General features: G+C 74.0%; 23 protein-coding genes. 10 read left to right on the top strand and 13 right to left on the bottom strand.

All coding sequences use genetic code 11. The features are described from left to right. Nucleotides 1-78: 78 nt before the first annotated feature. From ACH5A8_RS23660 to ACH5A8_RS23645, 4 genes are all read right to left on the bottom strand, one after another. Entirely contained in the window at nucleotides 79-981 is a 903-nt protein-coding gene (locus ACH5A8_RS23660) for a Ku protein (protein WP_399004995.1), read from the bottom strand. A gap of 222 nt (nucleotides 982-1,203) precedes the next feature. Further along, nucleotides 1,204-2,346, bottom strand: a complete 1,143-nt coding sequence (gene solA, locus ACH5A8_RS23655; RefSeq protein ID WP_399004993.1) for an N-methyl-L-tryptophan oxidase — start codon at nucleotides 2,344-2,346, stop codon at nucleotides 1,204-1,206. Nucleotides 2,347-2,468: 122 nt separating this feature from the next. After that, nucleotides 2,469-3,671, bottom strand: coding sequence for a PP2C family protein-serine/threonine phosphatase (locus tag ACH5A8_RS23650; protein ID WP_399004991.1), 1,203 nt, complete (start codon nucleotides 3,669-3,671; stop codon nucleotides 2,469-2,471). A gap of 346 nt (nucleotides 3,672-4,017) precedes the next feature. Then, nucleotides 4,018-4,473, bottom strand: coding sequence for an ATP-binding protein (locus ACH5A8_RS23645; protein WP_399004989.1), 456 nt, complete (start codon nucleotides 4,471-4,473; stop codon nucleotides 4,018-4,020). Nucleotides 4,474-4,907: 434 nt separating this feature from the next. Here ACH5A8_RS23645 and ACH5A8_RS23640 point away from each other — a divergent pair, with 434 nt between their 5' ends. Next, nucleotides 4,908-5,249, top strand: coding sequence for a hypothetical protein (locus tag ACH5A8_RS23640; protein ID WP_399004987.1), 342 nt, complete (start codon nucleotides 4,908-4,910; stop codon nucleotides 5,247-5,249). A 75-nt stretch (nucleotides 5,250-5,324) separates the two neighbouring features. On the opposite strand, the gene ACH5A8_RS23635 is transcribed toward ACH5A8_RS23640, so the two are convergent. Together ACH5A8_RS23635 and ACH5A8_RS23630 are read right to left on the bottom strand one after the other, a co-directional pair. After that, nucleotides 5,325-5,903: a GNAT family N-acetyltransferase gene (locus ACH5A8_RS23635; protein WP_399004985.1), complete on the bottom strand. Its 579-nt coding sequence runs from the start codon at nucleotides 5,901-5,903 to the stop codon at nucleotides 5,325-5,327. A gap of 286 nt (nucleotides 5,904-6,189) precedes the next feature. Then, a complete protein-coding gene (locus ACH5A8_RS23630) occupies nucleotides 6,190-7,155 on the bottom strand; it encodes a pirin family protein (protein ID WP_399004983.1) in 966 nt (321 codons plus the stop codon). A 152-nt stretch (nucleotides 7,156-7,307) separates the two neighbouring features. On the opposite strand from ACH5A8_RS23630, the gene ACH5A8_RS23625 reads away from it, so the two are divergent. Then, entirely contained in the window at nucleotides 7,308-7,694 is a 387-nt protein-coding gene (locus ACH5A8_RS23625; protein ID WP_399004981.1) for a tetratricopeptide repeat protein, read from the top strand. 98 nt (nucleotides 7,695-7,792) lie between these two features. Here the strand turns inward: ACH5A8_RS23625 and ACH5A8_RS23620 are convergent, their stop codons facing one another. Continuing rightward, nucleotides 7,793-8,731 carry a M56 family metallopeptidase gene (locus tag ACH5A8_RS23620; protein WP_399004979.1) on the bottom strand — a complete coding sequence of 313 codons (939 nt, stop codon included), beginning with the start codon at nucleotides 8,729-8,731 and terminating at the stop codon, nucleotides 7,793-7,795. Nucleotides 8,732-8,786: 55 nt separating this feature from the next. Continuing rightward, nucleotides 8,787-9,281 (bottom strand): BlaI/MecI/CopY family transcriptional regulator, encoded by a 495-nt coding sequence (locus ACH5A8_RS23615; RefSeq protein ID WP_399004977.1) that lies wholly within the window; start codon nucleotides 9,279-9,281, stop codon nucleotides 8,787-8,789. A 113-nt stretch (nucleotides 9,282-9,394) separates the two neighbouring features. On the opposite strand from ACH5A8_RS23615, the gene ACH5A8_RS23610 reads away from it, so the two are divergent. Further along, on the top strand, nucleotides 9,395-10,039 hold the full coding sequence (locus tag ACH5A8_RS23610) for a peptide deformylase (RefSeq protein WP_399004976.1): 645 nt from the start codon (nucleotides 9,395-9,397) through the stop codon (nucleotides 10,037-10,039). A gap of 40 nt (nucleotides 10,040-10,079) precedes the next feature. Here the strand turns inward: ACH5A8_RS23610 and ACH5A8_RS23605 are convergent, their stop codons facing one another. Beyond that, entirely contained in the window at nucleotides 10,080-11,507 is a 1,428-nt protein-coding gene (locus tag ACH5A8_RS23605; protein WP_399004974.1) for a dihydrolipoyl dehydrogenase family protein, read from the bottom strand. 140 nt (nucleotides 11,508-11,647) lie between these two features. Between ACH5A8_RS23605 and trxA the strand changes: the two genes are divergently transcribed. After that, nucleotides 11,648-12,034: a thioredoxin gene (trxA, locus tag ACH5A8_RS23600; RefSeq protein ID WP_399004972.1), complete on the top strand. Its 387-nt coding sequence runs from the start codon at nucleotides 11,648-11,650 to the stop codon at nucleotides 12,032-12,034. A gap of 367 nt (nucleotides 12,035-12,401) precedes the next feature. Here the strand turns inward: trxA and ACH5A8_RS23595 are convergent, their stop codons facing one another. Further along, entirely contained in the window at nucleotides 12,402-13,436 is a 1,035-nt protein-coding gene (locus ACH5A8_RS23595; RefSeq protein WP_399004970.1) for a LacI family DNA-binding transcriptional regulator, read from the bottom strand. Between the two features lie 217 nt (nucleotides 13,437-13,653). Between ACH5A8_RS23595 and ACH5A8_RS23590 the strand changes: the two genes are divergently transcribed. Next, complete coding sequence (locus tag ACH5A8_RS23590; RefSeq protein WP_399004968.1) at nucleotides 13,654-14,343, top strand: TetR/AcrR family transcriptional regulator; 690 nt, start codon at nucleotides 13,654-13,656, stop codon at nucleotides 14,341-14,343. Between the two features lie 169 nt (nucleotides 14,344-14,512). Continuing rightward, nucleotides 14,513-15,649 (top strand): FAD-dependent oxidoreductase, encoded by a 1,137-nt coding sequence (locus ACH5A8_RS23585; RefSeq protein ID WP_399004966.1) that lies wholly within the window; start codon nucleotides 14,513-14,515, stop codon nucleotides 15,647-15,649. 124 nt (nucleotides 15,650-15,773) lie between these two features. Here ACH5A8_RS23585 and ACH5A8_RS23580 read toward each other — a convergent pair whose 3' ends face one another. After that, nucleotides 15,774-16,439: a TetR/AcrR family transcriptional regulator gene (locus ACH5A8_RS23580; protein WP_399004964.1), complete on the bottom strand. Its 666-nt coding sequence runs from the start codon at nucleotides 16,437-16,439 to the stop codon at nucleotides 15,774-15,776. 139 nt (nucleotides 16,440-16,578) lie between these two features. Here ACH5A8_RS23580 and ACH5A8_RS23575 point away from each other — a divergent pair, with 139 nt between their 5' ends. From ACH5A8_RS23575 to ACH5A8_RS23560, 4 genes are all read left to right on the top strand, one after another. Further along, on the top strand, nucleotides 16,579-17,142 hold the full coding sequence (locus ACH5A8_RS23575; protein ID WP_399004962.1) for an NAD(P)H-dependent oxidoreductase: 564 nt from the start codon (nucleotides 16,579-16,581) through the stop codon (nucleotides 17,140-17,142). Nucleotides 17,143-17,484: 342 nt separating this feature from the next. Next, entirely contained in the window at nucleotides 17,485-18,459 is a 975-nt protein-coding gene (locus ACH5A8_RS23570; protein ID WP_399004960.1) for an alpha/beta hydrolase, read from the top strand. Between the two features lie 68 nt (nucleotides 18,460-18,527). Then, a complete protein-coding gene (locus ACH5A8_RS23565) occupies nucleotides 18,528-18,746 on the top strand; it encodes a hypothetical protein (RefSeq protein WP_399004958.1) in 219 nt (72 codons plus the stop codon). A gap of 134 nt (nucleotides 18,747-18,880) precedes the next feature. After that, complete coding sequence (locus ACH5A8_RS23560; protein ID WP_399004956.1) at nucleotides 18,881-20,452, top strand: SPFH domain-containing protein; 1,572 nt, start codon at nucleotides 18,881-18,883, stop codon at nucleotides 20,450-20,452. Between the two features lie 73 nt (nucleotides 20,453-20,525). Here ACH5A8_RS23560 and ACH5A8_RS23555 read toward each other — a convergent pair whose 3' ends face one another. Both ACH5A8_RS23555 and ACH5A8_RS23550 read right to left on the bottom strand, forming a co-directional pair. Then, entirely contained in the window at nucleotides 20,526-20,954 is a 429-nt protein-coding gene (locus tag ACH5A8_RS23555) for a hypothetical protein (RefSeq protein ID WP_399004954.1), read from the bottom strand. After that, nucleotides 20,951-21,688, bottom strand: a complete 738-nt coding sequence (locus ACH5A8_RS23550) for a helix-turn-helix transcriptional regulator (protein ID WP_399004952.1) — start codon at nucleotides 21,686-21,688, stop codon at nucleotides 20,951-20,953. The genes ACH5A8_RS23555 and ACH5A8_RS23550 overlap by 4 nt, the downstream gene beginning before the upstream one ends. Nucleotides 21,689-21,712: the final 24 nt, after the last annotated feature.

Genomic DNA, 21,712 nt, shown 5'->3' with positions numbered 1-21,712 from the left:
CGAGGGGGCCCGAGGATCACTGGAGTCCGCGGGCCTGCCTCCGTCCTCCGCCCGTTCCGCACGGATGCCGCGAGCCCTTCAGGCCGGCCGCGACCTGCGGGCCGTCGTCTTTTTCGCCGTCTTCCCGGCGGGCTGCTTCTTCGCGGTCCGCTTCTTCGGCTTCGGCATCTCGTGAACCTCCGCGTCGCCCTCCCCGCGCTCCTGGCGCGCGCGAGCCACGGACTCGTTCAGCGCGGCCATCAGGTCCAGCACCTTGCCCGGCTTCTCCTCCGGCTCCTGGGGTTCGGCGGCCGGCTCGCGGTGCTCGCGCTTGGCCTCGATCACCTGCGCGAGGGCCTCGGTGTAGGTGTCCCGGAACTCCTCACCCTCCAGGTCCTCGCGTGCCATGGTGTCCATGAGGGCGAGCGCGCCGTCGATCTCCTGCTCGGACACCTCCACCTCCGGCGGAGCCAGCTCCGCGGGGTCGCGGACCTCGTCGGGCCAGCGCATCAGGTGCAGCACCAGGACATCGTCCTTCACGCGCAGGACCCCCAGGCGTTCACGGCCGTGCCAGGCCCACTTCGCCACCGCCACCCGCGACGAGCGGCCCAAGGCCTGCAGCAGCAGCTTGTACGGCTTCGCCGCGACCTGACCGTCCGGAGCCAGGTAATAGCCCTCCCCCAGCCGCACCGGATCGATCGAGGCCAGCGGCACGAAGGCGTCGATCTCGACCGCCTTCGCCGTCGGCAGCGGCAGGTTCGACAGTTCGGCGTCGCTGATCGGGATGACGTGGTCCTTCGACCACTCGTAGCCCTTGCCGATCTCCGACTGCTGAACCTCCCGGTCCTCGAGCTCGCACACCTTGCGGTTGCGGACCCGCCCCATGTCCGCCAGGTGGTACTGGTGGAAGTGGATGCTGTGGTCCTCCGTCGCGCTCTGGACGTGGATCGGTACCGTGACGAGGCCGAACGAGATGGCGCCGGACCAGATCGTGCGAGGCATCAGGACACCCTTCACCGCCGGGCCCCGAGCCCTTCCACCTTATGGGCTCTCCCAGCCCGCGGCATCCACGCCACCAGGGGCGGCCGGGAGAGTCGTCTCCGGTCGTCTCGGACCACCGCACTTCACCGATCAGGGCGCCCGGGCTCGCTGGTCCGTGTCCCCGGGCGACGCGGGGGCGGCCGACGGGCTGCCTGCGCGGCGGCGTCGGGGGCCCCTGCCGGCCTACCGCGTGAAGCGGCCGAGCGCGAAAGGCGCGAGATCGAGGGTGGTCGTGCCGTCCGTGACCAGTTCGGCGAGCGCCTCGCCGATCGCGGCGGAGTGCTTGAAGCCGTGGCCGGAGCATGGAGAGGCGATCAGTACGCGCTCACGGCCCGGCAGACGGTCGATGACGAACGCCTCGTCCGGAGTGACGGTGTACATGCACACCTGAGAACGCGCGGCACGAGCGGACACGCCCGGCAGCCGGCCGCTGATCATGGTCTGGTGGAAGCCGTCCGCCTCGCCCTCGGCGACGGCGCGATCGAGCGCGTCCGGGTCGGCGGTGCGGTGGTCCGACTGCCCGGTGGCCACCTTCACCGTCGCGCCGTCGACGGAGGGGAAACCGTAGAAGTACTCGTCCGCGCGGCCGACCCCGTTCCAGATGAAGGCGGGGAGACGCTCGGGCGAGAAGTCCTGCCCGGATCCCTCGATGCCGAACCAGTGCAGGACCTGGCGGTAGACGCCGAAGAGCCGGGCGAGTGCGGGATCGTCGAGCAGTCCCGCCAGCCATGCTCCCGCGCACAGCACGACCTGGTCGGCCGTGTACGTGGCCGCATCGGTCCGGACGGTCACGGCCGACGCCGCGGCCTCGACCGCGAGCACCCGCTCCCCGCGGCGCAGCCGCGCCCCGTACCGCTCCGCCAGTTCGAGCTGGGCGCTGATCGCCGCCTCGGGACGGACGAAGCCGCCGCCGGGCTCCAGCAGGCCCACGCGGGTGTCCGCCACACGGAACTGCGGGAAGCGGTCCCGCAGCGCGGCGGCGTCCAGCAGCTCGTACTCGATGCCGTGAGCGGCTGCCGCCCGCTCATGGACGGCGAACACGTCGGCCGCTCGGTCGGCCAGGTTCAGCACACCGCACGCGGTGAGCAGCGACGCGCCGGTCTCCGCCTCGATGCGTCGCCACCACTCGTGGGAACGCACCGCCGACGGCGCGTACTCGGTGCCCTCCAGGGTCAGCCGACGGGTGATCCGTGTCTCGCCGTGGCTGGAACCGAAGGCGTGCGGCGGGCTGTGGCGGTCGAGGCCGAGCACGTCGACCCCGCGCCGCGCGAGTTGGTGGACCGCGGCACTGCCCATCGCTCCCAGGCCGACCACGATCACGTCCATGCCTGCTCCCGGGGTCGGCTTCCTGCCCGCCGTCCACCCTACACATCCGGATGTCGTGCAGGATCGCGGCGGCTGCCGACGGAAGAGCGGCGTGACGAGCGAGGACCAGAGGGGAAACGGGGTCAGGTGTTGGAGCCGGCGCTGGTGCGGCGCTGTCCCGTCCGGCTGCCGTGCCAGTCGAGAACGAGCACGGTGGCGTCGTCGGGCAGAGGGCCTCCACAGGCCTCGTGGACCGCTGCGACCAGAGCCCGGACGACTTCGCGGGGGTGCTCGTCGCTCGTGGCGTGCACGAGGGCGGGCAGGTCGACCGCGGCGGCGGCGCGTTCGCGCATGCCGTCGGTGGTCAGCACCAGACGGTCACCGGGCTCCAGTCGAAGTCGCTGCACCTCGTAGGTGACGGGGGCCGGCACCCCGAACGGCATGTTCACCTTGAGGGCCGCCTCCTCGACGCGGGTGCCGCACAGACGCAGCGGCCAGGGGTGGCCGGCGTTGACGATCTCGCAGTCGCCGGTGTCCAGGCGGACGCGCAGGAGCTGGCCGGTGGTCATGCCGCGGGCATGGCCGGTGAGGGCGTGATGGGCGGCGTAGGCCTGCTCGACGATGCTCCGCCCGGCGCGGCGGGCCCCGCGCAGGGCGTTCACCGTCAGGGTGGCCAGCAGCGCGGAGTCCGTGTCGTGGCCCATGGCGTCGGTGATGGACAGGTGCAGGAGGTTCTGGTCGAGGGCGTAGTCGTAGGTGTCGCCGCCGATGTCGTCGGCCGGGGCCAGACCGCAGGCGAGGGTGAACTGGGCTGCTTCGCAGCAGGACGCCGACGGCAGCAGCTGGTGCTGGATCTCCGCCGCCAGACTCACCTCGGTGGTGCGCCGGCCCCAGTGGTAGAGATCGGTGAAACGGCGGTCGGTCACCACGATGTACGCGAGCGCGTGCGCGGCCTGCTCCACCGCGTCGCGCACCGCGTCGTCCACACACGGCACCACCATCTCCAGTACGCCGATACAGTCGCCGCGGTTCGTCACCGGCGCCACCAGCCGGCGACCGCCCTCCCCCTCGTCCTCCTCGTCGAGGTGCTGCGAGCGCATCACCCGGTCGTACACACTGCCCACCAGATCGATCCTGTCGGCCCGGCCCCGCGGCTGCCCCGCCTGGCCGGCTCTGGGCAGCCGGACCACTTCCTGACCGACGACATCGACGAACAGGAACGACACCTCGGTCGCCGAGAACCGCTTCTCCAGGTTCAGGGCGACCACGTCGACCGACTCTCCCGGGGCGGCGTCCTCCGCAGCGCCCAGCACCTCGTCCAGCCCGAGGCCCACGGCTTCGGCCACAGCGCGCACCTCCCGGTCCGTCCCCGCTCGTGTTCCCCGCTCGTGTTCCCCCGATGACGTGCCCCGATGCGCGGGGCCCGCGCACCGGGGTCGGGGATCGGGCGTTTCGCGGGGATCCGGGCCGAACCGCTGTCGAGAACCTTGTCGCGTCGCTGCTCGACCGCCTCGGCCGCCGGACGCACCACGCGGTCGTCGAGCAGCACGGCACCTGCCCGGCGTCCGGACGGCCGGGCCGACGGCCCACGGCCGGGCGGCGGTCCGCCGCGTCGTCGGCCACCACCGTGCGGCGCCCTCCGTGGCGAGCGGGGCCGAGACGGGGTCCGCCGGTCGCCGCGGCGGGGCCGGGTCAGGAGGCGGGCGGGAAGGGAAGGAGGAGTTCGGCGGTGACGTGTTTGCCGCCGTCGTGGCGGCTGGTGTCGAAGCGGTCGCACAGGCGGGTGATCAGATGAAGGCCGTGTCCGCCGACACGGCGGGGATCGGGGTCAGCCGGCCGGGGCACGCGGAGCGACGTGTCACGGACGGTGATCCGCAGGCGGGCCGGGGCTGCTGTGAGGACCTCGAGCAGCAGGCCGCCGGGACCGGGGGCGTGCCGCAGTGCGTTGGTGACGAGTTCGCTGACGACGAGCTGGGCGTCCTGGCTGATCGGGTGATGCGGCAGGTGCCCGGCCCGGGCCAGGAGGGTGCGTGCCGCGTAGCGGGCGTCGGCGAGGGGGATGCCGGGGGCGCCCCATACGGCGCCGTAGCGCAGGATCTCCGCCGGATGGTCCTCATCCGGCGCTTGCTCCCGGAGCGGGATGGCCATGATCATTCCTGTACGGTGCGGTCGGATTCTGATGACTGATCGTCTACCTGAGTCGCCTTTCGATTACCCGCAGTGGCCGGACGCATGGGCGCGAGTCTGCCGCCCCGGCCGCGCCCGACGGCCGTGCCCGTGTGCCCTGCAGTGTACGAGTGCGCCCCCGGCCTCCACGGCCGGCGTCCGGGCGCCCGGGTCTGATCGGGCTACGCCGCACGCATTCCGGGCCGCGCGTCGCTCTCGCGGACGGTCGCGGTCCGATGCCGCGGTGTGAGACGGTGGAGGGACAACGAGACCGGCCGGCTTCCCCCTCCGGGGCGCCGGCCTTTGGAAACCGGGCGTTGCCCCCACCCCGGGCACCCGGCCCCACCATCGTCGTACACCCTTCGGGGGTGCTTCGTCTTTGGGCTCGCCAACCCCCGGAAGGGGGCGTGCCCCGCATGGACATCACCACCACGATCGACGGCGCGTCCGCACGCATCACGCCGCGCGGAGACATCGACTTCGACACCCTGGCCCCGCTCCGCGCCGCCGTGGACTCACTGCCGGCCCACGTGACCGATCTGCTGTGGGACCTGCGCCACACGCCCTTCATGGGCATCGCCGGCCTCCACCTCCTGTTCACTCCCGCCACTCGCGGCCGCCCCGAACGCACCACCACTGTCACGGGGCTGCTCCCGCAACCCCTGCGGCTGCTGCTCCTGGCGACCGACACGTGCCCCACCGTCTTCGACCTCTCCCGCCTGCTCCCCGACACGCCCACCACCGCCCTCGGCGCGTAGGCGAGGTCCCGCCGGCCCCTCACCCGTCGACGGCGGCCACAGGCCCGGTCCCGAGAGCCCGCCCGAGGCCGGGGGTCAGGGCCCTGGCGAGCAGAGCCGCTGCCGGTCGGCGTCGTCCCCCGGCCGGTCGACGCGGTAGAGGTAGTGGGTGGGGTCGTCGACCGGGTTGTCCGGCCGCAGATTCCCGACCCCGACGCGGCTCAGTCCTGCCCGCTCGAGCGCTCGCCACGAGGGGCGGTTGGCCGCCACCACGGGGACGACGACGCACGGGACCGCCGGATGTTCGGCCCACGTCCGCAGGATGACGGAGTGGATCATCGCCGTCCCGACGCCTTGGCCGGTGCGACGGGGATCGCCGATCAGGTAGTCGATGGTCATCGCGTGGTCGGGTACCGGGACGACGGCCGCCAGCTCGGCCAGGTACTCGGGGTAGTCGCGCAGCCGTGAACGCTGCACGAGTCCGACCGGCCGGCCCTCGAGGAGGGCGAGGAGATCCTCGGAGGGCTCCTCGCCCCGGGCCGCGGGGCCGAAGTCCCGTGCCACCGCTTCCACAGTTGTCTCGTGATTCCACCAGCGCTTCACATGGGGTTGCCGGAGCCAGGTGCGCAGCAGAGGGAAGTCGTGTTCCTCGATCCGACGCCAGGTGATCCGCATGCAACCGGACCGTTCCGTGTTCGCTCTCGACTCCTCTCCGACCACGTACCGCGCCGGCCGTGTCCAGGACCCCGCCGGCAAGGGCTCCGTGCGCCGAGTGCAGTGCCGTGTCCACCACGCTCGCCGGCCGGGCATGCCGGCTCGGGGACGGACGGGCGGCCGGAGGGCCGATTTCGGACAGCGCGCTTTCCCCTCTCCGCCCTGGCGCCGCCAGGTGCGGGGCGCGCGTGGCCGTGTCCGACGCGTTGCCCTTCGACCGCTGCCGCACGAACACCGTTCCCGCGGGTCAACGCACCCGTCCGCGCGCCTTCAACGGCGTCGCCGGCAACTCGGGGGCCGGCAGCGGGGCGCCGTCGTATCCCTTCACCTCGCCGAACCGCGAGCCCTCGGTCCAGTCCCGGCGGGCCTGTTCGATCTCCTGCTGCGACCGTCCGATCCAGTTCCAGAACATGACCAGTTCCTCCTCGAACGGTTCGCCGCCCAGGAGCATCACGGCCGCCTCCGCGTCGGCGCGCAGGGGGAGTTCGGTGCGGCCGCAGCCGAGGTAGAGCATCGAGCCGGGCAGGACGGGGACACCGTCGACATGGGCCTCGCCGGACATGGACAGGACGGCGTACTCGAAGTCCGGTTCCAGCGGCAGGCGTACGTCGGCACCGCCGGACAGAGAGAGGTCGGCTCCGACGATCGGGGTGTACGCGGTGCCGGGCGAGGTCGCGCCGTCGAGGCCGCCGAGGATGAGCGTGGCCGTGAGGCCCGGCGCCGTGACGGTCGGCAGGTCGGCGTGGTGTTCGAAGTGGGGGTCGGTGTGGCGGTGGGCGTCCGGCAGAGCGACCCACAGTTGGGCCCCGTGCAGGAAGCGGGCGTGTGACCTCGGACTCTCCTCGGAGTGGCTGATGGCGTGGCCGGAGGTCATCAGGCCCAGTTCGCCGGGCCGGATCACCTGGAGGCTGCCGGTCGAGTCGCGGTGCAGCACCTCGCCCTCGTGCAGCCAGCTCACCGTCTGCAGGCCCATGTGCGGGTGCGGGGGCACCTGCATGCCGGGCTCGCCGGCGATGTCATCGGGGCCGTAGTGGTCGACGAAGCACCAGGCCCCCACCATGCGGCGGCCCAGGTTGGGCAGCAGCCGGCGGACCTCGGTGGACTCCCCGAGCTGCACCCGGCGCGGACTGAGGAGCTCGCGCACGGGCTCCGCCACCACGAAGCCGCGGCCGCCGCACACCGCGGGAACCGCCTGCCGATCAAGGTTGCTCATGATGCCCAACCTAGGGCCTGTCGGGCGGTCGCGTCAGTGTGCCCGGCGCGTCGCGGGTCGGTCGTCGAACCGACGGACGAGCACAGCACCCGACAGTGATAGTGGAATATTCAACTATCAGGGTCGGTTGTGGGCGTCGAAGGAGGTCACGAGTGGAGACGACGGAGAAGACGACGTACTACGGCCACGGGAGCGCGGCGGAGCGCTGGGAGCGCGCGCGGCTGTTCTTCGACGCCAGGGACTACGCCGGCGCGGCGCGGACCCTGGCCGATCTGGTCGCGGAGGTGCCGGAGCAGACCGGGCCGCGGCTGCTGCTGGCACGCGCCTACTACCACTCGGCCCAGTTGCGCCGAGCGGAGGCCGAGTTGCGCGTGATCGTGGAGCGGGACCCGGTGGAGCACTACGCCCGGCTGATGCTGGGCCGCACGCTTCAGCGGCAGGGCCGTCACGAGGACGCGACGACCCATCTGCGCATCGCCTCGGCACTCGCCGGCGAGTTCGAAGGGGTCGGCGAGTTCGGCGAGTCCCGCGACGCGTAGGCCCTCGCCCGGCCCCCGCCGGTGCGGACCGGCGGCCCGGCCGGTCCGACCGGCGGGGGCCGTCGACGGCTGCGGGGACGTCGGGGCGTCGTCGACGGCTACAGGGACGTCGCGGCGTTCAGGACGAGGAACAGGGTGACGGCGGAGTTCGCCGAGGACATCGCCGAGACCAGCGCTCCGGCGGCGGCGCCCCACGCCGCGGCGCCCACCGCCGTGGACACCGGCGGCCAGCGCCGGACGGCGGGTGCGGGCGCCAGCAGGGCCGCGACCCGGCGCGGCACCGGCCCGGCGGCGGCCAGCGCGGGGAGCGTCGGCGGGGCGGGCGTGGGCGCGGCGGGCGTCAGCAGCGCCGCCCTGCCGATCGCCCGGGCGACCACGCGCCGGTCGCCGACCGCGTGGGCCGCCTCCTCGTCGGCCCATCGCTCGGCGGTGTAGAGGACGGCGGAGCGCAGCGGGCGCAGGAACGGGTTGGCGCGGGCCGCCAGGCCGAGGGCGAGCAGGTGGCGGTGGTGACGGGCGGCCAGGTGGGCGCGTTCGTGCGCGAACAGGGCACGCCGCTCGGCCGGCCCGAGGCCCGCGAGCAGGGCGGTGGTGACGACGATCCGTCCTCGGCCGCCGGGCAGCGCGTAGGCGTACGGCGTGCCGTCGGGCAGGACCACGACCCTGCGGCCGCGCAGCCCGGTCAGCGCCCGTCGAGCGCGCCGGGTCACCCGGCGGTGGCGCCACAGGGCGTGGCAGCACGCCGTCGCGACCGCTCCCAGGGCGGGGATGGCCGCGCGCCCCGCGATGCCGTCGTACGGGACGGCCGCCCTCACCTCGGGGTCGGACCAGCCGTCAGGGAGCGGGTTGCCGGGCAGTTGGGCGGTGCCGACGACCATGAGCAGGGCGAGGCACAGCGTGCTGCACACGGCCATGACGACCGCCACCGCGGTCAGCAGCCGGGTCGCGGTGCGCGGATGCAGGTGCAGTTCGGCCAGCCGCGCGACCGGCCAGGCGGACAGCGGCAGCACCAGCGGCAGGAAGACGAAGATGCCCATGCGGGTCAGCCCTCCGTGCCGCCGCCGCGTGGCGCGCAGGCCGTGTCCCGGCCGGTCATCGGCCCTCCACGCGCCGGCCGCCCGTCCCGCCCGCCACCTCGCCGGCCGGCGTGTCCGTCACCTCGCCGGCCGCCTCGTCCGTCCCTTCGCCCGCCTCGGCCGCCTCGGCCGCCTCGGCCGCCTCGGCCGCCTCCAGCAGTGCGCGCAGCACCTGTTCGTCCCCGTGCGGCAGCGCGGTCACGAAGCTGGTCAGGACCGCCTCGCGGTCCCGTTCGCCGTCCAGCAACCGGCGCATCCGCAGGGCCGCGAGGTGGGCGACGTCCGCGGTCGGCGTCCACACGAAGGAGCGGCCCCGGCGCTCGCGGGAGACCACCTCCTTGGCGAGCAGCCGGGTGAGGATGGTGACGACGGTGGTGTAGGCGAGGTCGCCGCCGAGCCGCTCCCGCACCCAGGCCGCGGTGACCGGGCCCTCCGCCTCGCGGAGGGCGCCGAGCACCTGGCCCTCCAGCTCGCCCTGCCCGCGCCGGGCCCGGCGGTGTCGCGTCACCATGTCCGTCTCTCCTTCGCCCGTCGGCGTGCCGCACCACGCTACTTCACGGTTTCGGGGCTCCCCGCGGGCGGCGGCCCCGGCGGGCCGGGGCCGGTCCGTGGCATGCTGGCGCGATGGCTTCTTCCCGTGCGCGTACGCCTTTTGCCGAGCAGGTCGAGGAACTCCTCGCCCTAGGCGGCCCATTGCCGATCGTCGCGGCCGGCGACCCGGTGCTGCGGCGCCGGGCCGAGCCGTACGAGGGACAGTTGGGGCCCGCGCTGCTGGCCCGGTTCGTCGGGGCGCTGCGGCTCACCATGCACGAGGCGCCGGGTGTGGGGCTGGCCGCCGTGCAGGTGGGCGTGGGCCTGCGGATCGCGGTGATCGAGGATCCGGCGCCCGTGCCCGAGGAGGTGCGGCTCGCCCGCGGGCGGGTGCCCCAGCCGTTCCGCGTGCTGGTCAACCCGTCGTACGAGCCGGTCGGCACGCGGCGGGCCGCGTTCTTCGAGGGCTGTCTGAGCGTGCCGGGGTGGCAGGCGGTGGTGGCGCGCCACACCGAGGTGCGGCTGCGCGCCGAGGACGAGCACGGCCGTCCGGTGGACGAGGCGTTCACCGGCTGGCCGGCCCGCATCGTGCAGCACGAGACCGATCACCTGGACGGCACCCTGTACGTCGACCGCGCCGAGCCGCGCTCGCTCTCCTCGAACGAGGCCATGGCCGCGCGCTGGGCGCAGCCGACTCCGGAGGCGGCCGCACGCGCCCTCGGCTTCGAACTCCCGTGACCGCCGGGCGTGTTCCGAACTCCTGGGGCGCCGGGCGGGTTCAGCCTCGGTAGGCCTCCAGCAGCCGCAGCCACACCTCGCTGATCGTCGGGTAGGACGGGACCGCGTGCCACAGCCGGTCGACGGGGACCTGTCCGGCGACGGCGACGGACGCCGAGTGCAGCAGTTCGCCGACGCCGGGGCCGACGAAGGTGACGCCGCGCAGGATTGCCTCGTCCAGGTCCACGACCATGCGGGCCCGGCCCCGGTAGCCCTCGCCGTACAGTCCCGCCCCGGCGACCGAGGACATGTCGACGTCGACGGCGCGGACCCGGTGTCCTGCCTGTTCGGCCTCGGCCAGCGACAGGCCGACGGCGGCGGCCTCCGGGTCGGTGAAGACGACCTGGGGGACGGCGTGATGGTCGGCGGTGGCGGCGTGGGCGCCCCACGGGTCCGCCTTCAGGGGGGTGCCGGCGGCGCGGGCGCCGATGGCGTCGCCCGCGATCCGGGCCTGGTACTTGCCCTGGTGGGTGAGGAGTGCGCGGTGGTTGACGTCGCCGCACGCGTACAGCCAGTCGCTGCCCTCGACGCGCAGCGTGTCGTCGACCGGCAGCCAGGATCCCGCTTCCAGGCCCACGGTCTCCAGGCCGATGTCCTCGGTGCGCGGGGCGCGTCCGGTGGCGAAGAGGATCTCGTCGGCCTCGATCCGGTCGCCGGCGCCGGTGACGGCCACGACGGTGCCGTTCTCGCGGGTCACCGACTCCACGGACGTACCGGTGCGGATGTCGGCGCCCGCCTCGGTGAGGGCGTCGGCGACCAGTTCGCCGGCGAAGGGCTCCATGCGCGAGAGCAGTCCCTTCCCCCGGACCAGGACGGTGACCCGCGAGCCGAGGGCCTGGAAGACGGTGGCCATCTCGGCGGCCACCACGCCGCCGCCGACCACGATCAGCCGCCCGGGCACCTGTTCGGCGCTGGTCGCCTCGCGGCTGGTCCACGGCTCGACGTCCTCGATGCCGGGCAGGTCGGGCAACTGGGCACTGGTTCCGGTGCACACGGCGACGGCGTGCCGGGCGGTCAGTGTCCTGACCGTGCCGTCCGGGCCGGTGACCGTGACGGTGCGCGGACCGGCCAGACGGCCGTGGCCGCGGTACAGGTCGGCGCCGATGCCGTCGAGCCAGCCGACCTGGCCGTCGTCGTGCCAGTGGGAGGTGTACTCGTCACGGCGGGCGAGCACGGCGGCGGTGTCGAGGGGACCTCGCACGGACTGGCTCAGGCCGGGCAGGCGGCGGGCGTCGGCACGGGCGATGATGGGGCGCAGCAGGGCCTTGCTCGGCATGCAGGCCCAGTACGAGCACTCGCCGCCGACCAGTTCGCTCTCCACGATCGCGGTGGACAGGCCGGCCGCGCGGGTGCGGTCGGCCACGTTCTCCCCCACGGGCCCGGCGCCGAGCACCACCACGTCGTAGGCGATGTTTTCCGTTTCCGTCATGGGGTCAGTCTGGTGGGTGGTGTGCGCGGTGGCCACACGGGTACGCGCGCGGAACAGTCCGTTGCGCGCTCGGAATAGTCCGCGGGGCCCACCGTGTTGTGCCGACGGCTCGAGCCGACACCAGGAAGAGGGATCACGCCATGAGCAGCAGCACCGTGGAGCTCACCAAGGAGAACTTCGACCGGACGGTCACGGACAACGAGTTCGTCCTCATCGACTTCTGGGCGTCCTGGTGCGGCCCGTGCCGCTCGTTCGCCCCGGTCTACGAGAAGGCCGCCGAGGACAACCCCGACCTGGTGTTCGGCAAGGTGGACACCGAGGCGCAGCCGGAGCTGGCGGCGGCGTTCGGCATCCAGTCCATTCCGACGCTGATGATCGTCCGTGACCAGGTGGCCGTGTTCGCCCAGCCGGGCGCGCTGCCGGAGGCCGCCCTGGCCGACGTGATCGGGCAGGCCCGCAAGCTGGACATGGACGAGGTCCGCAAGGCGGTCGCCGAGCAGCAGGCGCAGAACGAGAGCGGCGAGTGAGGCGCGCCGGCGAGCGGCCGGCGGGCTGACACGAGCGCCGTACGACGACGGGGCCCTCCGGTTCGGGAGGGCCCCGTGGCGTGTCGGGGGGCGGGAGGTTCCCCCGCCGCGTCTCGGTGGCGTTCGGTGGGCCGAGGGGGCGGCGGCCCGGGCCGGCCTCCGACCGCCGCCCGGCCACCCTGCCGCCTGGCCACCGGCCTCGCCGGCCGGGCGCCGGGGCCCGTGGTCGGTCGGGCTCCAGGAGGCGTGGTCGCTGGGCTCGGGGGATCCGGTGGCGGGACTCCTGGGGGACCGTGGTCGGCCGAGGCCCGGGGCCTGGCCGGCCGGGCTCCGGAGGGCCTGACCGACCAGCCTCCCGAGGTCCTGGTCAGCTGGATTCACGGTGGATCATCGTGGCGCCGAGCACCGGATGGCGTTCGGGTGCGCCGGCCCCGTCGCGTACGGCGCGGTCGACCAGCTCGGCCAGGTCGCGGCCGGCGGGCAGGTCGATGTGGACGGTGCTCAGCCGGGGCCGCAGCAGCCGGCCGAGCATCAGGTCGTCGGCGCCGACCACGGCCGTCTCCTCGGGGACGCGGACGCCCTCGTCCTGCAGGGCGCGCATCAGCAGCATGGCGTACTCGTCGTTGTAGGCGAACACCGCGTCCAGTCCGAGGCCTCGCCAGCGGGCGGCCAGGCGGGCCGCGGACTCCTCGTCGTAGCCGAGGGGAAGTTCCGTGACGGTCCCCTCGGTGCCGTCCAGGGCGCGTCGTACGCCGGCCAGGCGGGGCCGGGAGAACAGGTCGAGGCCGCGCTCCTCGGGCACGACCACGCCGATCCGGCGCCGGCCCCGGGCGTACAGGTGCGCGCCCGCCCGGTGGCCGACGCTCTCGTGGTCCATGAGCAGGGCGTGGGCGCCCTCCACGGGTTCGGGGCCGAGGGTGACGACGGCGCGGGCGCCGGAGCGCCGGAGCACCGCGACCCCCTCCGGACCGATCGAGGAGCCGGGCACCAGGACCGCGACCGGCCGCAGCTCGGCCCAGGCGCGGGCGGCCTCGTCACCGTGCAGGCCCACGGTGCCGTGCTGGACGACGGTGTAGTCCAGACGGCCGAGCGCCCACTGGAGTTCATTGATGAACCGGCTGTAGAGCGGGCCCACCTGGACGGCCGGGGCGGGCATCAGGACCATGCGGCTGTGCCCGGCGCGCAGGCTGCGCGCGGCGGCGTGCGGGACGTATCCGAGTTCTCTGGCGGCCTCGCGGACCCGACGGCGGGTGGGCTCGCTGATCCGTACGGCGCCGGTGTTGTTCAGGACGTAGGAGACGGTCGCGCGCGAGACGCCCGCCAGACGGGCCACATCGGCACTCGTGGGCACGGAGTGCGGTGCGGCCGACGCGGGCGCGGCGGATTTCGGTATCTGCACCATGACGTACCGCATCTTGGCAGAAGCCGGGACGGCTGGGCCGGGCGGGCCGGGATCCCGGGCCGGCGCGAGCCCAGCCCGCCGCCCGCCCGGCCCGCATGGGGTTCCCACCCGGCCCGCATGGGGTTCCCACCCGGCCCACATGGCGTTCTCGGTCGACCGGGCGAACGCGTTCGTCACGAACTTGTTCGTGACGAACATGTTCGTTACTCTCCCAGGCATGACAGGAAGCCCCACCACCCCGCGCGGCCGGCGCGACCGCCCCGCGAAGCCCGCCCTGACCAGGGGAGGCATCGTCGCCGCCGCCGTGGCCGTGCTGCGCGCCGAGGGCCTGGAGAAGGTCACCATGCGGCGCCTCGCCCAGGAGCTCGACACCGGCCCCGCCTCGCTGTACGTGTACGTGCGCAACACCGCCGAACTGCACGCGGCCGTCCTGGACGAGCTGCTGGGCACAATCGCCGCGGGATCCGCGCAGGGCAGCCCGCGGGAGCGGCTGGAGCAGGTGCTCACCGCGTACACCACGATGCTCCTGGAACATCCGAGCCTCGCCCGCTCCGCGCTCACCGCCCGGCCCAGCGGCCCGCACTACCTGAACCTGATCGAGAGCCTGCTCGGACTGCTCGACGAGGTCGGCGTCGCGCCGGCGCAGGCGGCGTGGGGCGTGGACCTGCTGCTGCAGTTCGCCACCGCGACGGCCGCCGAGCACGCCGGCCGCGAGACCTCCTCGCCCGCCGCCGGCGGGGAGGAGTGGGACGCGCTCGCGCACGCCCTGCACGGCGCCTCGGACCGCACTCATCCGCACATCGCCGCCCTCACGGGCCCGCTGCTGTCCGGGACCCCCGGCGAACGCCTGTCCTGGGGCGTGCGCGCACTGATCAACGGAATCGAGCGCACGAGCGTCCCCGACTGACGTCCGTCACGGAGCGGCGTGCGTACGACGTGTCCACCGGACCGGTACGCACCGCCGCGCACCGCGCGCCCCCGTCGCCGAACACCCGACCGAACCGATCGCCCACCGCCCGACGGCGTTCCGCCGCCGACAGGCGGGTTCACTTCCCGACCGATCCGAGGAGGATCCCATGACCGCACCGCACCACCCCATCGCAGTGATCGGCGCCGGGCTCGGCGGCCTCGCGCTCGCCCGCGTACTGCGTGTGCACGGGATCGAGGCGGCGGTCTTCGACCTCGACGCCTCCCCCGCCGCCCGCACCCAGGGCGGGATGCTCGACATCCACGAGGACTCCGGGCAGGAGGCGCTGCGGGCCGCCGGGCTGCACGACCGGTTCCGCGAACTGATCCACGAGGGCGGCCAGGCCACGCGGGTGCTGGACAAGGACGCCGTCGTCCACCTGGACGAGGCCGACGACGGGACCGGCGAGCGGCCCGAGGTCGACCGCGGCGACCTGCGCGACCTGCTCCTCGGTTCGCTGCCCGAGGGCGCCGTCCGCTGGGGCGCGAAGGTCACGGAAGCGCGCCCGCTGGGCGGCGGCCGGCACGAGGTGAGCCTCGCGGACGGTTCGGTCTTCACCACGGACCTGCTGGTCGGCGCGGACGGCGCCTGGTCGCGGATCCGGCCGCTGGTCTCGACGGCCCGTCCGGTCTACACCGGGGTGTCCTTCGTCGAGGTGGACCTGCACGACGCCGACGTACGCCACCCGGTCGCCGCCGAGACCGTGGGCGGCGGGTTCTTCTTCGCGCTCGGCGCGGGCCGGGGCTTCCTCGCACACCGCGAGCCGGACGGCAGCCTGCACGTGTACGTGGCGCTCCGGGCGCCCGAGGACTGGCTGGACGGCATCGACTTCACCGACGCGGGCGCCGCCAAGGAACACGTCCTGGAGCACTTCGCCGACTGGGACAAGAGCCTGCGTTCGCTGGTCGCCGACGCCGACGGGGCGCTGGTGCCGCGGCGGATCCACGCGCTGCCGGTCGGCCACCGCTGGGACCGTGTCCCCGGCGTCACGCTGGTGGGCGACGCCGCGCACCTGATGTCCCCGTTCGCGGGCGAGGGCGCCAACCTCGCCATGCTCGACGGCGCCGAGCTGGGGCGCTTCATCGCCGCCCGGCCGGATGACGTGGAGGCGGCGCTGACCGCGTACGAGGAGAAGCTGTTCCCGCGCAGCGAGTCCTCGGCGGCGGAGTCGGCGCGCAGTGCCGAGCTGCTGTTCCGCGAGGACGCGCCGCGGGGGCTGCTGGAGATGTTCGCCGGCCACGAGTGAGCCGCCTCGGGGAGGACGACTCCGGGCACCTGTCGTCCTCCTGCCTGACCCGCGCCCCGGGCACGGGCGCCTGGAGGGAGAGGCGGCACCGGCTCCGGACAGGACGGGCCCCGGCCAGGTCCGCTCAGTGGGCCGGACCGGTGCGGGTCAGGCGTGCGACCAGGTCGTACCAGCCGGCCTGCAGCCGCTCCATCGGCATGTTGCACTGCCGGGTGAGGTGATGGATGAGGGCGGGTTCCAGGTAGCCCATCAGCGTCTGGGCGAGGAGTTCGGTGTCCGCGTCCGGGACCGCCTGCCGCAGCAGGAGCACCACATGGCCGTGACGGACGCGGCGGGCCGGCACGACGAACCGGCGGTCCGGGCAGGGCTCGGCGGCGAGCTGGAGCTCCAGGTCGGCGGTGGCGCGGCACAGCGCGGCGCAGCCGAACGCCCGAAGCCTGTCCACGGGAGGCGCGCCGGGTCCCAGCGGGGGCGGGCCGCTGAGGAAGGAGGCCTGGAACTTCTTCTCCGAGTGGTCCAGCAGCGCCGACAGCAGTCCGGTGCGGTCGCCGAAGCGACGGAAGACGGTGCCCTTGCCGACCTGGGCCGCCGCGGCCACGGCTTCCATGGTGACGCCGGCCGCTCCGTGCTCCGCGACCAGGCGGGCGGCCGCGTCCAGCAGTCGTGCGCGGTTGCGCGCGGCGTCGGCGCGCAGGCAGGGCTCGTCCGCGCCGGTCCCGAGTTCGAGCACCACCGGCTTCTTCTCTGCGGGCCCCTGTGGTGTCGGAAAGGGCGGCAGGGTGCTGGACATGAACACAGCGTAAAGCATCGGGAGTAAACTGGACCACGGTCCGGTTGTGATGGTAGAAATTTAAACGGACCTTGGTCCGCATTCACAGGCCCGGCAGCGTTGCCGTGCTGCCGCGTTCAATCCACTCTTGGAGTCCCCCATGTCTGTTCGCATCCTCGCCCTCGTCGGCAGCCTCCGTGCCGGTTCGCACAACCGCCAGCTCGCCGAGGCCGCGGTGAAGCTGGCCCCCGAGGGTGCCGAGGTGGAGCTGTTCGACGGCCTGGGCGACGTGCCGTTCTACAACGAGGACGTCGACGTCGAGGGCAGCGTTCCGGAGGCGGCCGCCCGGCTGCGTGCCGCCGCCCAGGCCGCCGACGGCTTCCTCTTCTTCGCGCCCGAGTACAACGGCACCATCCCGGCCGTCCTGAAGAACGCCATCGACTGGCTGTCCCGCCCCTACGGCGCCGGCGCCTTCGGCGGCAAGCCCGTCGCCGTGATCGGCACCGCGTTCGGCCAGTACGGCGGCGTGTGGGCGCAGGACGACACCCGCAAGGCCGTGGGCATCGCCGGCGGCAAGGTGATCGAGGACATCAAGCTGTCCATCCCCGGTTCCGTGACCCGCTTCGCGGAGACCCACCCGGTCGACGACGCCGAGGTCGCCGCCCAGCTGACCGAGGTCGTCGCCCGCCTGCACGGCCACGCCGGCGAGGTCGTCGCCGCCTGAACCGACCGAGCCGCCCCGGCCGTCCGGGGCACGGCCCGGTGAAGGGGCCGGAGCCATCATGGCTCCGGCCCCTTCGCGCTGCCCTCGCGACCGGCCGGGCGCGGCCTTCAGTCGCCCGCGCCGGCCGAGAACAGACCTCCGACGACGGCCGGCCGCGGGTGAAGGCCGGCCACCGGCCGCCCCGGCTGCTCGGTGGCACGCCCGCCGGTCGGTGCCGCCCGCCGGTCGGCGGGAAACCGCGGCCGGACGGAAAGGTCCACGGCCCGGGCGGGTAAGCGCTTTGACGGCCCTACGCATCCCCGTACGGCCGTCGCGCGCCGCAAGGCCATGTGAGGAGACGCCATGACGCCGGTCCCGCCGCCCTTCGACCCGGAGCTCGCCGCGGCTCTCGACGAGGTCAAGGACGTGATGCGGCCGGGCCTCACCCTCGCGGACGTCCGGGCCGCCCGGCACGGTGCGGCCGCACGGCTGCCCGAGCTGCTGGACCTGACGATGGGCGGCGCGTTCGAGGTGACGGACCGCACGGCGCCCGGCCCGCGGGACGCCCCCGGCGTGCCCCTGCTGGTCTGCCGTCCCGTCGCGCCGGGCGCGGGCGGGCGCCGCCCCGTCCTCTACTACGTGCACGGCGGAGGCATGGTCCTCGGGAGCAACCGGCTCGGGATGAACACGGCCCTGGCCTGGGCGAGGGAACTGGACGCGGTCGTGGTGTCGGTGGAGTACCGGCTGGCGCCGGAGCATCCGCACCCCGCGCCGGTCGAGGACGTGCAGGCGGGCCTGCTCTGGACGGCGGAACACGCCGGGGAGTTCGGCGCCGACCCGGAGCGGATCGTCCTCGTCGGCGCGAGCGCGGGCGGCGGCCTCGCCGCGGCGCTCGCGCTGCTGCTGCGGGACCGAGGGGGGCCGCGGCCCATCGGGCAGATGCTGATGTCCCCGATGCTCGACGACCGCAACGACACCCCTTCCGCCCGCCAGATGGCGGGGGTCGACGTCTGGGACCGTGCGGCCAACGAGACGGGGTGGACGGCGCTGCTCGGCGACCGGCGCGGCGGCCCGGACGTGTCGCCGTACGCCGCGCCCGCCCGCGCCAGGGACCTGTCCGGGCTGCCCCCGGCCTACCTCGACGTGGGCTCGGCCGAGACCTTCCGCGACGAGGTCGTCGCCTACGCCTCCCGCGTGTGGCAGGCCGGCGGCGTCGCCGAACTGCACGTCTGGCCGGGAGGTTTCCACGGCTTCGACGGCCTCGCCCCGCAGGCGGCGCTGTCCTGCTCGGCGGCCGCGGCCCGGCTCTCCTGGCTGCGCAGACTGCCGACGGGCTGAGCCCACCGGTTCCGCCGGATCGCGCACGGACCCGTACGCCGCCGCGCGCGGCCCGTACGCTGATGGTCATGGGCGATGCGTCGTTGGTCGGGCTCGTGGGGCGGGTCACCGGAACGGTCGGACCGGGACTCGTCGGTGAGGTGATGCTCCGCGTGCGCGGCGGTGCGGAGCACTTCCTCGCCTACGCGGCGGACGGCGAGCGCCGGTTCGAGCGGGGAACGGTGGTGCTGGTGGTGGAGCACCTGCCGCCGCGCACCGTCTACGTCGAAGCCGTGTACGGCGGTTGAGCCCGCCTCCGCGCAGGTGAGGACCGTACGCGTCAAGATTGCAACAAGGAGGCGCCGGTGTCTTCACCGTGCGCCCGGCGAGGAGCACACTCCCTTCGTTCGGTGCCGAACGGGCACCAACCCAAAGGGGGCGTATGCCGATGGTCGTCGGCGTCGTGGCGGGGGCGGCGGTCGCAGCCGTCCTCGTTCTGATCGGTCTGTTCAAGATGATGTGGCGGGTCGCCGAGCCCAACGAGGCACTGATCATCTCGGGTTCCAAGCACCGCACCGAGGGCCTCGAGGAGGGCATGGGGTTCCGGATCGTGACGGGGCGGGGCACCCTGGTGCTGCCCGGGGTGCAGGCGGTGCGCAAACTCTCGCTCGACCTCAACGAGACCGAACTGCACGTGGACTGCGTGACCCACCAGGGCATTCCGCTGAAGGTGCGGGGTGTGGTCATCTTCAAGGTGGGCGACGACTTCGTGTCGATCGCCAACGCCGCTCGCCGTTTCCTCGACCAGCAGAAGCTGATGTCGGAGCGGGTGCACAACGTCTTCGCCGGCCATCTGCGCTCGATCGTGGGCGGGTTGACGGTGGAGGACATGATCCGCGACCGGGAGAAGCTGACCGGCCAGACCAGGGCGGCCTGCGGGACGGAGATGGAGAAACTCGGTCTGATCGTCGACTCGTTGCAGATCCACGAGATCGAGGACCCGACCGGCTACATCCAGAACCTGGCGATGCCGCACGCGGCGGCCGTCCAGCGGGACGCGCGTATCGCGCAGGCGGAGGCGAACCGCCTCGCCACGGAGGCCGAACAGCAGTCGTTCGCGCGGATGGCCGAGGCCACCCGGGACAGCGAGATCCTGCAGGCCGGCTATCAGGCCGAGCGGGACAAGGCGGCGGCCAAGGCCCAGCAGGCCGGTCCGCTCGCGGACGCGGCGGCCCGGCAGGAGGTCGTCGTCCAGGAGACGCGGGTCGCCGAGCTGGAGGCGCACCGGCGCGAGCAGCAGCTCCAGGCCGATGTGCGCAAGCCCGCGGACGCCAAGGCGTACGAGAAGCGCACGCTGGCCGAGGCGGAGCGGGACGCGCGGATCTCGGCCGCACAGGCCAAGGCGAAGGAGACGGAACTCGCGGCGGCGGCCGAGGCGACCCGGGTCAAGACGGCCGCGGGCGCGGAGGCGGAGGCGACCAGGAGCCGGGGCACGGCCACGGCCGAGGCGACCCGGGCCACCGGCGAGGCCGAGGCGGCCGCGGCGCAGGCGAAGGGCCTGGCGGAGGCCGAGGCCGCCAAGGCCAAGGGGCTGGCGGAGGCCGAGGCCATCAAGGCCCGTGCGGCCGCTCTCGCCGAGAACCAGGAGGCCGTCGTCGCCCAGCAACTCGCCGAGAACTGGCCGCAGATCGTCCAGGCGGGCGCCTCCGCCTTCGGCAACGTCGACAACATGGTGCTGCTCAACGGCGCCGACGGCATGGCCGATCTGTTCGCCAAGGCGCTCACCATGGGCGGCACCGGTCTCGGCCTCGCCCGCCAGCTCCTGGCCTCCATGAACCAGAACGGCCAAGGACAGCACGGCCCGAGGCCGAACGGCCTGGTGCACGACGGTCACGGGCAGAGCGGCGGCGGCACGCAGGGCGGTTCACCGTCCACGAACGGTGCGGCCGCGCGCGGCTCGGGGACCGCGCCGGTCACCGCGCACCGGGTGCCGGTGGAGACGGACGAGGCCTGACCGTCGCGATTCCGCTTCCGTGACGGGCGGTCGACGGCCCGGGTCCTTCCCCTCGAAGGCCCCGGGCAGTCGTTCACACCGCCGACAGGCCGACGCCCAGGGCGACCAGCACGGCGACCTTGGCGATCTCCAGGGCCACGTAGACCAGGTGGCCGCGTGAGCGGGGGCCCTCCTCGCCGGCCAGGACGCGGTCGGACCGGCGGTTCAGCCGCGGCCGGACGAGGACCAACTGGACCAGGAGCAGCAGGACCACGGCCGCGGTCAGGGCGATGACGTGAGCCGGCGCGCTTCCCACGGCGACGGCGACGATCACCACGACGGCCAGCACGGCCTCCACCGCGTTCAGCGCCCGGAAGACCATACGGCCGATGCCGAGGCCGATGGGGATGGTCACCCCTGGGGCCCGGAACTTCAGCGGGGCCTCCAGGAACGAGATGGCCAGCACCATCCCGAGCCAGACGAAGGTGGCCCCGCTCGCCGTGGCGGCGGACGTGGCGTTCATCGATGTGCTGCCTTTCTTGCGGGGCCGTCCGGCCCTGGGCTGTCCTGCCCGTCCATGTGACCGAGGTGGGCCAGGCAGGAGTCGGGGGTGGCGAACGGTTCGAGGCCGGTCGCGGTCAGCGGCGCACGCAGCTCGGTCAACGCCCCCTGCATCAGGCCGAGATGGAGAGAGCACACCAACTCGCCGTACTCCTCGGCCAGTTCGAGGAAGGGGCAGTGGCGCAGCCGGACGCTCCCGGGCGGCCTGCCGGCGCCGCCGCCCTCGGGCGCCGGGTCGAAGCCCAGGTCGTCCAGCAGGGCCACGAGACGGGCCGCGGTCCCCTCGGCCGTCGGCTGCGCGAAGGGCGGCAGCGGATCGACGAGAAAACGGCCCCACGCGCGGCCCGCCTCCGTGGCGGACTCCCGCGCTCCGGGACCCTCCACAGCCCATCGGCTGAGCAGCATCCGGGCCAGCAGGCGGTAGCCGCGGGTCCCGCCTCGGTCCATACCGGGTGTCGGGGCGTAGACGGTACGCGGGCGACCGGGGCCCTGACGCGGGCGGCCGGCCGGTCCGGAGGGCTCCTCGGACCGCCGTTCGACCACGCCCTCGGCCACGAGGGCGTCCAGGTGGAACCGCACGGTGTTCGCGTGGACTCCGATCCGCCCGGCGATGTCCGCGACGCCCAGCGGCGCGGAGGCGGCGCGCAGTACGTCCAGCACCTCACGGCGGCGAGCGTTCTCCCGTCCCGGCGACATGTCCGGCACCCCTTCGCGCCTGCG

Origin of the sequence: Streptomyces sp. NPDC018610, from assembly GCF_044391765.1 — a bacterium.
Classification (GTDB): domain Bacteria; phylum Actinomycetota; class Actinomycetes; order Streptomycetales; family Streptomycetaceae; genus Streptomyces.
This window is presented reverse-complemented; position numbering and strand designations above follow the sequence as displayed.